Genomic DNA, 13,998 nt, shown 5'->3' with positions numbered 1-13,998 from the left:
ACATCTTGTAGACATCTATAGTCTATACCTTGTAGACACCCATGTCAAGGCATTTGTGCAAAAACACCCGGCGGTAACCCACCGGGTGTTTCTCAAAAACGAGGTCTGTGTCTGTAATAGATGAAGAAAGACAGTGCTACCGTCAGAATATCCGCTATTGCCTGGGACCAGACAATCCCGTACATTCCGAAAAGCGTGTTAAGCAGGAAGAGCATAGGGATATTGAACACCAGCCACCGGGTCACTCCCAGGAACAGAGAGATCCTACCTTTGCCAAAGGACTGGAACAGGTAGACGGTGAAAAAGCTCAAAAACATCAGCGGCGTGGCCAGCACCCGGATGCGTAAGAACTGGGCGGCCATCTCCAACGTCTGGGTATCCGAGATAAACAGGCGGGTAAACTGAACGGCGAACAACTCATAGAGAACAACACTGATTCCGGCGATCACAAGTCCCAGCGTCCGGGCCAGACGGATGGTATCCTCCATCCGCTGCTTGTTCCGCGCGGCGCAGTTGTAAGCCACAAGAGGCAGCATACCCTGGCAGATACCGATACCCACATTCAGCGGGAACCGCTCCACCTTCAGAACAATGCCCACAGCCGCCAAAGCCAAGTCGCCATAAGAAACCATCAGCTTGTCAATGACGACATAGTCCATATCAAAGAGAAATGAGGTAATAGCTGACGGCACTCCAACCGCAAAGACAGCAATCATGCTTTCTTTCCGCGGCAGTCCTACTTTGGGGTTAAATGTAATGATGGATCCCTTTCCCATTCGCAGCAGCACGATCAGGAAGAACAGGCAGGCCACGCAGTTTGACAGGCAGGTGGCAATTCCGGCACCCAGCACCTCAAGTCCGTCCGGCATCAGCACGAACATAAACAGCGGGTCCAGCGCGATATTCAGCAGCCCGCCCAAAATGATGCCGGCTCCCGCTTCCTTGGAGCGTCCGATGCTTCGGATCAGGTTGGCCTGCACATTGGAGAGCACAGTAGGTATCCCACCCAGAACAATGACACAAAGCGCATACTGTCTGGCATATGTATACGTATTTTCCCCTGCGCCCAGCAGATTCAGAATTGGGCCCATAAACAGCCCCATCCCAACCGCAAAGATAGCCGCAATAAGTGCGCCCAGATACAGAGAAAACGTACCGGCCCGCCGGGCTTCATCCGTCTGTCCCTGCCCAAGCAGTCTGGAAATCAGTGCACCACCGCCAACTCCCGCCAGTCCCGCCAGGCAAAGCGTAATGTTGAACACCGGCAGGATCAGTGAGGTACTGGCTACCATGTAGGGATTGTCTGTCTGCCCCACATAAAAGGTATCTGCCATATTGTAGATCAGTACAATAAGCTGACTGGCAATAGCGGGAACGACCATTACCCGCAGCGCTGTGGGAATGGGGAGCTTTTGGAACACATCCTCCCGAGAAATCGCTGTATTTGCTTTCATAACCTCCACCTTCACATAGCAAAAATTCCCGAAAACCTAAGTTTTCGGGAATTTTTGGAGCTAGTGGTGGGAATCGAACCCACGGCCTGCTCATTACGAGTGAGCTGCTCTACCTCTGAGCCACACTAGCAATTTCCTGCGCCCAAACGGAGCGCAGATAATATATTACTATACTTAGGCCGCCTTGTCAATCTTTTCATCAGAAAACAAAAGAGGCCGGAGCCTTGCTCCGGCCTCTCCCCTTCTGGTTTGGTCAGGACCGTTCGCTCTTGTCCTGATGCTGGTTCTTCTTCTTATTCTGCATCTGGGTAGCCTGAGGATCCATCTGAGAATCGGGCTTCTGGTTTCTGGATTTCATGTTCTGTCCGTTGCCTTGGTTCTGCATAGCGCTCACCTCGCTTTCACCACCCCTATTCTGCCCCATTACTGGAAAATAATACGGAAAATTTTTCTTTTTCAGGGATACCATATCGTGTGTCTTTATGGTATAATTCCATCAAATCCATACAAGGGAGGCAAAGTGCCATGAGATGCCCTTATTGTGCTCACCCTGAGAGCAAGGTCGTCGATTCCCGCCCCTCTGATGAGGGTGCCAGCATCCGCCGCCGCCGCGAGTGTCTGGAATGTCACAAACGGTTCACTACCTATGAGACGATGGAAAGTCTGCCTCTCATGGTCATCAAGAAGGACGGCAGCCGCCAGAGCTTTGATAAGAGCAAGCTGCTTAACGGTATGATCCGAGCCTGTGAAAAACGCCCCGTCTCCTTCAATACTCTGGAGGCCATTGCCAACGAAATCGAGCAGAGCCTGCAGAACGACATGGACCGTGAGATCCCATCCGCTAAGATCGGCGAGCTGGTGATGGACCGTCTGAAAGGCGTGGATGAGGTGGCTTATGTCCGCTTTGCCTCAGTCTATCGTCAGTTCAAGGATATCAGTACGTTTATGGCAGAGCTGAACAAGCTCCTGGCGGAAAAATAAATTTGATGCCTCACTTTAAGACATAACCTGCCTATCCTCCAAACAAACTCACTTAGCAAAGAGGACGCCTGTCAGCAGACAGGCGTCCTCTTCTGTTCCTTTAATTAGGCCAGCTGGGCCTTGGCCATCTCGGTCAGGGCGGTAAAAGCGGCCTTGTCGTTCACGGCCAGCTCAGCCAGCATCTTGCGGTTGATCTCCACACCGGCCTTCTTCAGACCGTTCATAAAGGTGGAGTAGTTCATGCCGTTGCTCTTGCAGGCGGCGGAAATACGGGTGATCCACAGCTGACGGAAGTCACGCTTCTTCAGCCGGCGGCCGGTGTAAGCGTAGGTCAGGGACTTCATGACCTGCTCGTTGGCCATCTTGAAGTGCTTGCTCTTGGCACCCCAGTAGCCCTTGGCCAGCTTCAGGATCTTATTTCTTCTCTTGCGCGTCATCATCGCGCCTTTCACTCTAGCCATTGTAAAAAGCCTCCTATTTTAAGGTAAAATCGTTCTTATCTTATTTGTAGGGGATCAAGCGCTTGATGGCGGGCTCGTTGGTCTTGTCCGCATAAGCGCCGGCGCGGAGGCCTCTCTTGCGCTTGGTGTCCTTGCCGTGGCCGTTGAGCAGGTGGGACTTGAAAGCATGGGCGCGCTTGACCTTGCCGGACTTGGTCAGGCTGAATCTCTTCTTCGCGCCGGAGTGAGTCTTCAGTTTAGGCATGGTGGTTTACTCCTTTTCTGTTCAATTCGAGCGTAGGGATTCGTTCAGGACTTTTTGCCGTCCTTGGCAGCCTTGGGAGAGAGGAAAATGGACATATGCCGTCCGTCCAGCTTGGGGTCCTTGTCCAACGCGGCCACCTCACTGCACTGCTCCGCGAACTTCAGCAGCAGATCCTTGCCGATATCGGTGTGAGCCATCTCACGACCGCGGAAGCGGACAGTGACCTTGACTCGATTGCCCTCGGCCAGGAACTTTTGGGCATTGCGGAGCTTCACATTGAAGTCATTCACGTCGATGCTCGGCGACATGCGGACTTCCTTGATCTCCACCACATGCTGATTTTTCCGCGCTTCCTTCTCCCGCTTGGTCTGCTCAAATTTGTACTTTCCGTAATCCATGAGCTTGCACACGGGCGGATTCGCCGTGGGAGAGATCTTCACCAGGTCCAGGTTCTGCTCCTCAGCACGCTCCAGTGCCTCCCGGGCAGACATGATTCCCAGCTGCTCCCCTGTTTCTGAGACCAGTCGGACTTCCTTGTCGCGGATCTCCTCGTTGATCTGATGACCCTGTTTGCTGATACGAAAGCACCTCCATTTCACATTCGCGTAAAAAAACACGGCTACCGTTTCGGTACCCGCGCTACACAACACACACGCGCTCTAAAAGAACGCCTGTGAAACCGGATTAACCTCTTTGCCTGTGGCTGGAGGTGAGGACGGGGGTACCGAACCTGCTTTGTTTTGCTTTGATAGTATAGCAGACTGTTTGCGCCTTGTCAAGAGAAAAATCTTCTCCCCTTTCCCACTTTCTTTTTGTGCGAAAATGTGGCAAACTAATGGAGAGGAGGGAATAAAATGCGGCATTCTGTCTTGAAGCATCTGTCTGTTCTTTGTCTCACACTATGCCTGATAACCGGGTTCGTTCTGCCGGTATGGGCCGCCTCCCCTGAACCTGTTTATGAGAGCACAGTCCTGTTCACTCATGACACACACGACCACTTTCTTCCCATGCCGGATGATGCCGGCGGCGAGTATGGCGGTTATACCCGCCTTGCCACTCTGCTGAACCAGGAGCGGGCCAAGCACCCTGACGCACTTACGCTGGATGGCGGCGACTTCTCCATGGGCAGCCTGTTCCAGACCATCTATACCAGCCATGCTCCTGAACTGCAAGCTCTGGGCGCCATGGGGTATGATGTCACTACCCTTGGTAACCACGAGTTTGATTACCGGGCCGCTGGTCTGGCAGATATGCTGAACGCCGCTGTGGACAGCGGCGCTCCCCTGCCCGCTATTGTCCAGGCCAATTACAAGCCGCCGGAAGCTGACACGGAATCCTGGGAAGCCTGGGAGCAGTATGGGATTCAGGACTACATCATTATCGAGCGCGGCGGAATCAACTATGGCATTTTCGGCCTGATGGGTGAGGAAGCTGACAGCAACGCCCCTATGTCCGGCATGGAATTTGAACCGATCGTGGATGCCGCCAAACGCACGGTGGCCGCCATCCAGGCGGAGCTGGCTGACAGTTCCAATCCTACCTTTATCATCTGTCTCTCCCATAGCGGCACCAACAGCAAGGGAAAGGGCGAGGATTATGAGCTTGCCAAGCAGGTGGACGGCATCGACCTGATCATCTCCGGTCATACCCACACCACTTTGGAGGAACCCATTCAGGTCAATGATACCTTTATCGTCTCTGCCGGCGAATACACCAGTTACCTGGGCTCTATCACCATTTCCTGGACCAACGACGGAGAAAAAACGCTTACAGAATACCAACTGATCCCAGTAGATGAAACTGTGCCGGACGATCCCAGCATGGTCCAGATGGTCAAGACTTTCCAGCCTCTGGTGGAGAGCGAATATCTGGACCAGTACGGCATGAAGTTCGATCAGGTGTTGGCCACCACAGATTTCGCCTTCACCCCCATCAGTCAGTTCGGAACAGAACAACGGGAAGACACCCTGGGCAATCTGATTGCAGACTCCTACATCTACGCCGTTCAACAGGCGGAGGGCGATGACTATATTCCTGTGGATTTCGCGGTGGTAGCCTCCGGTGTGATCCGTGGTTCTTTTGCCGCAGGTGAGATCACTGTGTCCGACGCCTTCAATGTTTCTTCCCTGGGTTCCGGAGCGGATGGCACCCCCGGATATCCTCTCATTTCCGTCTGGATTACCGGTAAGGAACTGAAAGATGCATTTGAGGTGGATGCCTCTGTTACGCCCCTCATGTCTGCCGCTCAGCTCTATGGCGCCGGTATGACCTGGACTTGGAATCCCAACAGAATCATCTTCAATAAGGTAACGGACTGCGCACAGGTCCTGCCTGACGGCACCACCGTTCCGCTGGAGGATGACAAGCTCTACCGTGTGGTCACCGGTCTGTACTCCGGCCAGATGCTGGGTACTGTGAATGATCAGTCCTTCGGCATCCTGACTATCACTCCAAAAGATGCCGACGGCAATGAAGTGACCGATTTCGAGGACCATATCATCCATAATCCGGACGGCACCGAAGTCAAAGAGTGGTACGCCTTGGCCTCTTATCTTGATTCCATGGGCACAGTGGACACCAGATATTCCGCACCAGAAGGCCGCAAGACAGCCGCTCCATCCTGGAACCCCATTCAGCTGCTGAGAGGCCTAAATTTGGTCGGCGCTCTGGTTCTTCTGTTCTTCCTGATCCTGCTTCTCCTGATCATCTTCATTATTTATCGTGTCGCCACCCGTTCCCGCCGTCGCAGCAGGCGGCGCGGCGGAAGGAGTGGCTATCGTCCTTATCGTGGATAACTCCGGAGCAAACCTGGCTGGCAGTGTGAAATGCACTGCCAGCCAGGTTTTTTTCTTCACGTTTGGGTAAACTGTCTTTTAGCAGTTCCCTATTGCTTTATAAATTTGAATATAATTTTCAATATTATATTTAAATGTGTTATTGATTTTATTCCAAGGTGTGTGTTATACTATGTTCAAGGTAAGGTGATAATCATGAATTCAGAGCGCACACTCCCCTATCAGTCTCTTTCTCTCCCCTGCTCACTGCCTGCTCGTCCAGTACGGCGCAAAGTAAAAGAGAAGGACCGAGATCCCTATGATGGCTTACGCCCTTGGTCTGCTATTACTCATGGTATCGGAGCTGTATTGGCCGCTATTGGTACCGTTCTGCTGCTGGTTCGCTGCGCTCTGCTGGAACTGAGCATGTGGCACGTGGTCTCCTTTCTGATCTATGGCTTGAGCATGGTCGGCCTCTACACCGCCAGTACGCTGTATCACTGCCGCAACGTCAGCGTCAAGGGACGTGTGGCTCTGAAAAAGTATGATCACGCCTCCATTTATTTTCTGATCGCCGGAACCTATACTCCAGTGTGTCTGGTCGTTTTACGAGAATATGGAGCCTGGGGTTGGGGGTTATTCGGTGTGATTTGGGGTTTGGCTCTGGCCGGACTGGTGCTTACTCTTGTCTGGATCTCCACACCCCGTTGGCTCACCTCCGGGATTTATATCGCTATGGGTTGGTTGGCCCTCATTGCAGTAGTGCCGCTGACCCGTTGCCTCCCCACTGCAGGCTTTTTCTGGGTCCTGGGGGGCGGCATTCTCTACACGGTAGGCGGTGTTCTTTACGCTGTCAAATGGCCCGGCCGTGACAATCCCCGCTTCGGCTGCCACGAGATTTTTCATCTATTCATCCTGCTGGGTTCGTTTTTCCACTTCATGCTGATGTATCAGGTTGTAGCTTATCTGTAAAAAAGCGGCACTCTCATGAAAACGAGAGTGCCGTTTCTCTTAAAGTTCCGCAATCACCGGCGCTTCTCCCTTGCCCTGCTCCGGTTCCATCACTGCCTCACAACGATTGATAGGCGTACCAAGCTGATGGAATTTCTCTTCATAATCAGTCATCACGCCACAAATCCCATTGGCATGCAGATCTCGCGTCACCGCCTGAAGCGAAAAGGATGCCTGGGGAAATTGCAGCAGCGACCACTCAAACAAGTCATGATTATCCGTCTTGAAATGAATCGCACCTTTTTCTGCTAAAACCTGTCGATATAGCTGCAAAAAGTTTGGATGTGTCAGGCGCCGCTTCGCATGCCGGTTGCCCGGCCATGGATCGCAGAAATTGATATAGATCCGGTCCACTTCGCCAAGGGCAAAAAATGAAGTAAGCTGCGCCACATCGCCATCCACGAAAAACACATTGTGCAGTTCCTGTGCGCATACCCGCTCCATAGCTATCACCATGGCATCAGGCACTCTCTCCACCGCAATAAATAGCGTGTCAGGCATGCTCGCTGCTGTCTCAGCAGTAAACCTTCCCTTTCCACAACCAAGTTCCACATGCAACGCCTTTGCCTCAGGCATCAGCTCACGCCAATGTCCCTGATGCTCTTCTGGGTCTGTAATCCAAACCCTGGCACAACGCTCCATCCGCGGAATCAAATTGGGTTTCTTTCTCATTCGCATCTCACGGTCACCTCGCGAAAGTCATCATACCATATTCTTTTATCCCCTTGCAATCCCCGAACAGATATATTATAATGCTTTTTGCAATTGCCAAAATAGTGCCCAGAAAACGCTTAGCCAATCTTAACTTTACAACCGGGTGTAGCGCAGTTGGTAGCGCGCCTGCTTTGGGAGCGTGAGGCTCGGGTTCGATCCCCAACCATCTGAAAGCCCGGAAAGCCTTGGGACAGCTGGGCTGACAGCTCTTTCCCCCTCGCCGGTAACTGGTCAAAAATCGGCGTTGACCACATGTTTGACCACAATTGGAAAATTTCATAACCGGGTGTAGCGCAGTTGGTAGCGCGCTTGCTTTGGGAGAAACCGCCCGGGCAGTTCCACAATTTCATATCGGGGTGTTGCGCAGTTGGTAGCGCGCCTGCTTTGGGAGCAGGAGGCCCGGGGTTCGAGTCCCCGCACTCCGACCACCTTTGGCAGAAAAACCGCCGTTTTCGGCGGTTTTTCTGCGTTTTTTATTCTGTTTTTGTGGTTTGGACGATTGCTGTTTTGTGGTGGTTCAAGGGACAGAAAAGTGGCGGGAGCATGAACAAAGATAGCCGCTGAAACCGCCAAATCCCTAACCCATCCCTAATGGCTAAATATCGTGCTTTGGAGGCGTATAACAACCAATCATCATATTACTTTCATAACAGTTGCATGATAACATAATGGCAAGACTGTTGTATTATGCCGATGGCGGAGCAGGGCACAGCGGCTTACAGCCGACCACATGGCGGGAACCGCGGTTGCCTTTGATCTGTGCCTTATTCTTTGTTTCGCGTATCAATTTTTACTATGCCTGTTTGCAGCTATTTGGCTGCCAGCCGGAATAAAAGTAGGTGCGGGCGTCTCCAAACGCTCTGTTTGCCCCACCCAAATGTGGGTAAAATCACTTCCTCACCACTGCCGGCATCTATCCAGAAGCAGGAGACTATCCCTACTGCGAGGAAAGGCGATGATTTTTTCTCCTGCAGTTATCCCTATCCTCCTTTGGCCTTTATACACCTGAAAACCAGCCCATGCTTAATGTATGGGCCGAGCTTTTCGATAGTATGAATGAAGCAGCAGACCAAGCGGTCTGCTGCTTCATTCATACTGTTGAAAAAGGTAGAGTTTCGCTGCCTGCGTGCGGCGAAAAAAGGTTGAATCTGTTTTCCAGAGACATGCGCCTCGGGAAAACACTGCTCAACCCGCAAGTGTGAGTACTTTGCGCCTGCAACACGGCGACCTGCATTCCTTATCGTTACGGGACCATGTTATCAAGCTGTACTCCCTTATCTCCTCTGGGATCAGTAATTAAACTGGCGGTAGTAGCGTCGGATCTCCATGGGGTGGCAGTTGATGGCCTCCATATGTGCATCAATACGCTGAGTCACCGCGTGGGTTACCAAATGGGAGAGGTTCCCTCGATAGTTCTCGTTTATCCCAGGCAACGAATAGTCCTTGGAATCAATAACGGTATAGTTGCCGCAGACCCGAGGCAAGAACTTCGCCACTCGCAGGGCCAAAGGCCGCTGGGCGTCTTCGCCGACAAACACGGTCACTGGGGTATCCCGATCCACAATCTCCAGCATTCCGTGAAAAAACTCAGCGGCATGGATGCTCTTGGTGCGAATCCAGTGCTGCTCTTCCCAATAACACATGGCGTAGGAATAGGTGGAGCCATACTGGTTGCCTGCGCCTACAAAGTAGTGAAGTTTGTCATCATGGTGCTTTTGGGCAAACTGTGCGCCAAAGGCATCCGCCGTCTTCTCCACCTCCACTAGGTCGCGGGCCAGGTGGGCGTCCAGTTGCGCATAGTAGTCATCATACTCAGGGAATTCCCCGCGATTGTACATAAATCGGTCGGCTACCATGAAGAATTTCAGTTGCTCATTGGCCGGATAGGAAATTGTCCAATCTGTCATGTGGGCTAGTTCCGCCGTCTCCACATCAATGAAGCCTAGCACTTTGGCCCCGGCCGCCTTGGCGGCCTTGACACCCTCCACCATCTCTTCCGTGTTGCCGGTGACCGAGGAGATAATCACAATGGTACCTTCGCCCACCCGGCGGCTGCCTGTGGTTAGATATTCCGCCGCGTTCTCCACAAAGAGTTCCAGAGAGGAACGCTCCTTCATATGGGTTTCCGCCTGTAGGCAGGAGGCCCATGTACCGCCAATGCCAAGCCAGCACAGGTTCCGGAACCCCTCGCCGCAGATCCCGTCTACGATCTTCTCGATCCGAGGACGGAGGGCCAGTGCACCCTGGACGCTGGCAAGCTGTTTTTCCTCGTCGAACTTCAACATAGTAATATCCTCCTAATACATCAATTCTAATGAGGTATGTGCCGACGGGTCAGTTTTGACCGGCCAGGGCCATCCACCGGGCGAACTCCTCGTCTGTAGCCAGTACGGTATGGGTGGATGAGACACTGTGGTAGGTGCCGGTGGTATAATCAATACCCGATGTTTTGTAGTCGTAGTTCAGGGCTACCCGCCGCTTCTCTACCTTGGGGTTAGCGTGGGGAATGGCGGACAGCAGACTTTTTGTATAGGGGTGCAGGGGGCAGTCAAAAATATCCTGAGTGGTACCCGCCTCCACTAGATGTCCCAAGTGGAGCACTCCGATGCGACTAGAGATGTACTTGACCATAGATAGGTCATGCGCGATAAAGAGATAGGCTGCGCCCAGTTCCTTTTGGAGGTCCTTCATCAGGTTGACCACCTGCGCCTGAATGCTCACATCGAGGGCAGAGATGGGTTCGTCGGCGATGACCAGCTTAGGCTCCATCACCAGCGCCCGGGCAATGCCGATGCGCTGCCGTTGGCCGCCGGAAAACTGGTGAGGATAGCGGTTTGCGTGCTCACGATCCAGACCCATCTTCTCCATAATGCGGTAGATTTTTTCTTGCCGTTCCTCACGGTTGCTGTACAGATGGTGGATATCAAGTCCCTGGCCAATGATATCACTCACCTTTTTCCGGGGATTGAGGCAGGCCATGGGATCCTGAAAAATCATCTGCATCCGGGTGCGAAGGTGGCACAGCTCTTTCTTCCCCAGCTTACCGGACAGGTCGGTGCCCTCAAAGGTAATCCGGCCCGCGGTGGGCTCATACAGACGGATAATAGACCGGCCGATGGTGGATTTCCCTGATCCAGATTCTCCCACCAGGCCATAGGTCTCCCCCTCGTCAATGTAGAAAGACACTCCGTCAACAGCCTTGACGGTAAATTTTTTGCTGACCTTGAAATACTGCTTCAGCCCCTCAACTTCAAGAAGATGCTCACTCACAGCCGTCACCCGCTCCCTTCATGGTATTGATTCGCTGCCGGAGGCTGTCCGGCATTTCCACTTTCGGCGCACGCTTATCCAACAGCCAGGTGGCAGCATAGTGGGTCTGGCTGATTTGGAAGGTGGGGGGCTCAACCTTGAAGTCGGCCTCCAGGGCAAACTGGTTGCGGGGAGCAAAGGGATCCCCCGCCGGCAGGTTCACCATGTTGGGCGGGGAACCCGGAATGGTGTACAACCGCTGGCTGCTGTCGGACGAGATATCCGGCATGCTGGAGAGCAGGCCCCAGGTATAGGGGTGGCGGGGATCATAGAAAATGTCCTCCACCGTTCCCTTCTCCACGATACGTCCAGCATACATCACCGCTACATAGTCGGCTACCTTGGCTACCACGCCTAAATCATGGGTAATATAGATGACCGAGATGCCAATACGCTGCTGGATATCCTTGATAAGCTCCAGAATTTTGGCCTGGATGGTTACGTCCAGGGCGGTGGTGGGCTCATCACAGATAAGGATATCCGGGTTGCAGGATAGGGCGATAGCAATGACCACCCGCTGGCGCATACCGCCGGAGAGCTGATGGGGATAGTTCTTCATCCGTTTCTCAGGCTCTGTGATTCCAACCATTTCCAACAACTCCACCGCCCTGGCTCGGGCCGCCCGCTTGGTCAGATGCAGGTGGTGAATCATCCCCTCCGTCAGCTGTGTGCCTATGTTCATGGTGGGGTCAAGTGAGGTCATGGGGTCCTGGAATACCATAGCGATATGAGTGCCGTTGATGTGCTGGCGCATCTCCTTGCGGGAGAGTTTGAGCAGTTCCTTCTGCTCCTTTGTGCCCCCATGGGACTCATACTCGTAGAGGATGGAACCGGCGTCGATGCTCTGGTTGGAACTGGTAATCCCCATAACCGCCTTCACCGTTACACTCTTGCCCGAACCCGACTCCCCTACAATCGCCAAGGTCTCCCCCTTGTAGAGATCCAGGTCCACCCCCCGTACAGCGTTGACCGTTCCGTTGCTGGTGCGGAAAGAGACCGTCAGATCCCGGATGGTCAGGCTTTTTTCTCTCATGGCTCACATCTCCTTCATCTTGGGATCAAAGGCGTCCCGCAGTCCATCCGCCATCAGGTTGAAACTAAGCATCAGCAGGGCCAGCACCACCACCGGGCAGGTCACCATGAAGGGATACATGGTCATGGATTTAAAGCCGTCGCTGATCAGGGAGCCAAGGCTGGCCAGCGGCGCGGGGATACCCAGGCCGATGAAGGCCAGGAAGGCCTCGGTAAAGATGGCGTTGGGAATCGTCATCATACACATGACGATGATCTGGCCGAAGATATTGGGCAGCACCTCTTGAAAGATAATGGAGAAAGTAGACTCGCCCAGGGTGCGGGAGGCCAGCACAAACTCTTGCTCTTTCAGGCGAAGAGTCTGTGCACGGGCCACCCGGCTCATGCCAATCCACTCGGTGATCATCAGGGCTACCGTGATGCTGGTTAGGCCAGGCTTGAGCACCACAATCAGCAGAGTGACGATAACCGTCGTTGGGATGGTAGACAGAATTTCCACAATGCGTTGGAGGAAGAAGTCCACCTTTCCGCCAAAGTAACCGGAGATCAGCCCGTAGCTCATGCCCACTATGGTATCGATCAGGATGGCCAGCAGCGCCACATAAAGCGATACCCGGGTACCGGTCCAGGTGCGGGCAAACAGGTCGCGGCCCAAGGTGTCGGTACCAAAGATATGCGTTACGTCCTGGATTCCCTTCTCCGCGTACACGTCGGTGCGGACGGGCTGGCCGTTGACATACTCGGTGCGGACCCCCGACCAGAAGGGGATAAACTCCAGTCCCGCCACATGGGGCGGCAGATTGCGCTGAGTCATATCCTGGGTGCGGTAGTCGTAGCCGCTGATGGCGGGACCGACGATGGCCATGACAATGATGACGACGATCATTACCAAGCCGAAAATCGCGCCCTTGTTCTTAATGAAGCGGGTTACTGCGTCCCGCCAAAAACTCTGGGCATTGTAAGCGTGATCCACGCCCAGGTCGTGCCGGTTGGCCAGGACGAAATCCTTCTGCTCAACCGGCGGGGAAGTTTGCTTGTTGTTGGTCATGCTCAACCCTCCTTCTTTGCCAGCCGGATCCGGGGATCTATGATTCCATAGAGAATATCCACCACCAGCATGACGCCGATGAACATGATGCTGTATACAAACACTACCGCCAGCACTACGTTATAGTCATTAAACTGGATGGCAGAGACTAGCAGACTGCCAATGCCTGGGATGGCAAAGATCTGCTCCACCACCAGGCTGCCGGTCATCAATTCCACCGTCAGGGGGGCTAGCACGGTGATAATGGGGATCAGGGCGTTGCGCAGGCCATGGACACCCAGCAGCCGCCAGACCGGGATACCCTTGGAATCGGCCAGCAGCATATAATCGCTGCCCATAACCTCCACCATTTCTGTGCGGGCAAAGCGGGCCACGGTGGCCATAGAGAACATACACAGGGAGATGGTGGGCATAATGGTGGACCGCCCCGGGTCAGCTGTACTGTAAATCAGCGGCAGCCACCCCAACCAGTAGCCTATCAAGTAGCTCATGGCCATGGCGAACACATAGGATGGGAAAGATACGCCGATAACCGATACCACGGTAGCCGCCGTGTCCAGTGGTGAGTTTCGTTTGAGTGCCGCCAATATACCCATAATCAGTCCAATCACAGTGCCTAGCAACACCGCCTGGACACCGATGCGGATCGAGACCGGAATCCTGGTTTTTAACAGCTCAGAGACCGGCATATTCTTCTGGAAAACGTAAGACACACCGAAATCGCCGCTGAGCATAGCCTTGACGTAATTGCCGAACTGGACGGGCACAGGCTTGTCCAGACCATATTTGGCCTCTAGATTAGCACGCTGCACATCCGTAATCTTTTCATCATTGAAAGGGCTGCCCGGCATGGCGTGTAGCATTGTAAACAGCAGGCCAAGAATGATAAAAACCGTGATTACGGACATGAGTACGCGCTTTGCAACATACCTCAGCATAAAACCTCACATTCCTTCCAATGCAGCAGCCG

14 protein-coding genes and 2 tRNA genes are annotated in these 13,998 nt (G+C 53.4%); 4 read left to right on the top strand and 12 right to left on the bottom strand.

Annotated features, from left to right (window positions below):
- Positions 1-92 precede the first annotated feature (92 nt).
- The 3 genes from ACTNB1_RS01970 to ACTNB1_RS01960 all read right to left on the bottom strand — a co-directional run bounded on the left by ACTNB1_RS01970 (position 93) and on the right by ACTNB1_RS01960 (position 1,839).
- On the bottom strand, positions 93-1,454 hold the full coding sequence (locus tag ACTNB1_RS01970; RefSeq protein ID WP_441167594.1) for an MATE family efflux transporter: 1,362 nt from the start codon (positions 1,452-1,454) through the stop codon (positions 93-95).
- 55 nt (positions 1,455-1,509) lie between these two features.
- Positions 1,510-1,584: transfer RNA gene (locus ACTNB1_RS01965), tRNA-Thr, on the bottom strand.
- Positions 1,585-1,707: 123 nt separating this feature from the next.
- Entirely contained in the window at positions 1,708-1,839 is a 132-nt protein-coding gene (locus ACTNB1_RS01960) for a hypothetical protein (RefSeq protein WP_441167593.1), read from the bottom strand.
- A gap of 140 nt (positions 1,840-1,979) precedes the next feature.
- Here ACTNB1_RS01960 and nrdR point away from each other — a divergent pair, with 140 nt between their 5' ends.
- The gene (nrdR, locus tag ACTNB1_RS01955) at positions 1,980-2,435 is read left to right on the top strand and encodes a transcriptional regulator NrdR (RefSeq protein ID WP_441167592.1); all 456 of its coding nucleotides are present in this window, start codon (positions 1,980-1,982) and stop codon (positions 2,433-2,435) included.
- Between the two features lie 104 nt (positions 2,436-2,539).
- Here nrdR and rplT read toward each other — a convergent pair whose 3' ends face one another.
- Genes rplT through infC form a run of 3 tightly spaced genes read right to left on the bottom strand, consistent with a single transcriptional unit; the run spans position 2,540 to position 3,757 of the window.
- On the bottom strand, positions 2,540-2,896 hold the full coding sequence (rplT, locus tag ACTNB1_RS01950) for a 50S ribosomal protein L20 (protein WP_130868416.1): 357 nt from the start codon (positions 2,894-2,896) through the stop codon (positions 2,540-2,542).
- Between the two features lie 40 nt (positions 2,897-2,936).
- Positions 2,937-3,140 (bottom strand): 50S ribosomal protein L35, encoded by a 204-nt coding sequence (rpmI, locus tag ACTNB1_RS01945; protein WP_087341538.1) that lies wholly within the window; start codon positions 3,138-3,140, stop codon positions 2,937-2,939.
- Between the two features lie 44 nt (positions 3,141-3,184).
- The gene (gene infC / locus ACTNB1_RS01940; RefSeq protein WP_441167591.1) at positions 3,185-3,757 is read right to left on the bottom strand and encodes a translation initiation factor IF-3; all 573 of its coding nucleotides are present in this window, start codon (positions 3,755-3,757) and stop codon (positions 3,185-3,187) included.
- Between the two features lie 237 nt (positions 3,758-3,994).
- On the opposite strand from infC, the gene ACTNB1_RS01935 reads away from it, so the two are divergent.
- Positions 3,995-5,935, top strand: coding sequence for a bifunctional metallophosphatase/5'-nucleotidase (locus tag ACTNB1_RS01935; protein WP_441167590.1), 1,941 nt, complete (start codon positions 3,995-3,997; stop codon positions 5,933-5,935).
- 195 nt (positions 5,936-6,130) lie between these two features.
- Positions 6,131-6,886 (top strand): PAQR family membrane homeostasis protein TrhA, encoded by a 756-nt coding sequence (gene trhA, locus ACTNB1_RS01930; RefSeq protein WP_441167589.1) that lies wholly within the window; start codon positions 6,131-6,133, stop codon positions 6,884-6,886.
- Positions 6,887-6,925: 39 nt separating this feature from the next.
- Here the strand turns inward: trhA and trmB are convergent, their stop codons facing one another.
- Complete coding sequence (trmB, locus tag ACTNB1_RS01925) at positions 6,926-7,603, bottom strand: tRNA (guanosine(46)-N7)-methyltransferase TrmB (RefSeq protein ID WP_441167588.1); 678 nt, start codon at positions 7,601-7,603, stop codon at positions 6,926-6,928.
- A gap of 388 nt (positions 7,604-7,991) precedes the next feature.
- Between trmB and ACTNB1_RS01920 the strand changes: the two genes are divergently transcribed.
- Positions 7,992-8,067 (top strand) — tRNA-Pro (locus tag ACTNB1_RS01920).
- Between the two features lie 861 nt (positions 8,068-8,928).
- Here ACTNB1_RS01920 and ACTNB1_RS01915 read toward each other — a convergent pair.
- From ACTNB1_RS01915 to ACTNB1_RS01895, 5 genes are read right to left on the bottom strand one after another with little or no spacing between them, the layout of a single operon-like run.
- Positions 8,929-9,924, bottom strand: a complete 996-nt coding sequence (locus ACTNB1_RS01915) for an SIS domain-containing protein (RefSeq protein WP_441167587.1) — start codon at positions 9,922-9,924, stop codon at positions 8,929-8,931.
- 49 nt (positions 9,925-9,973) lie between these two features.
- Positions 9,974-10,909, bottom strand: a complete 936-nt coding sequence (locus ACTNB1_RS01910; RefSeq protein ID WP_441167586.1) for an ABC transporter ATP-binding protein — start codon at positions 10,907-10,909, stop codon at positions 9,974-9,976.
- Complete coding sequence (locus tag ACTNB1_RS01905) at positions 10,902-11,981, bottom strand: ABC transporter ATP-binding protein (RefSeq protein WP_441167585.1); 1,080 nt, start codon at positions 11,979-11,981, stop codon at positions 10,902-10,904. The genes ACTNB1_RS01910 and ACTNB1_RS01905 overlap by 8 nt, the downstream gene beginning before the upstream one ends.
- 3 nt (positions 11,982-11,984) lie before the next feature.
- Positions 11,985-13,028, bottom strand: a complete 1,044-nt coding sequence (opp3C, locus tag ACTNB1_RS01900) for an oligopeptide ABC transporter permease (protein ID WP_441167584.1) — start codon at positions 13,026-13,028, stop codon at positions 11,985-11,987.
- Between the two features lie 2 nt (positions 13,029-13,030).
- Complete coding sequence (locus ACTNB1_RS01895; protein ID WP_441167583.1) at positions 13,031-13,966, bottom strand: ABC transporter permease; 936 nt, start codon at positions 13,964-13,966, stop codon at positions 13,031-13,033.
- Positions 13,967-13,998: the final 32 nt, after the last annotated feature.

Origin of the sequence: Flavonifractor sp. HCP28S3_F3 (genome assembly GCF_052065355.1) — a bacterium.
Taxonomy (GTDB): Bacteria; Bacillota; Clostridia; order Oscillospirales; family Oscillospiraceae; genus Flavonifractor.
Note: the sequence above shows the minus strand (reverse complement) of the source record. Positions and strands in the feature narration are given on the sequence as shown.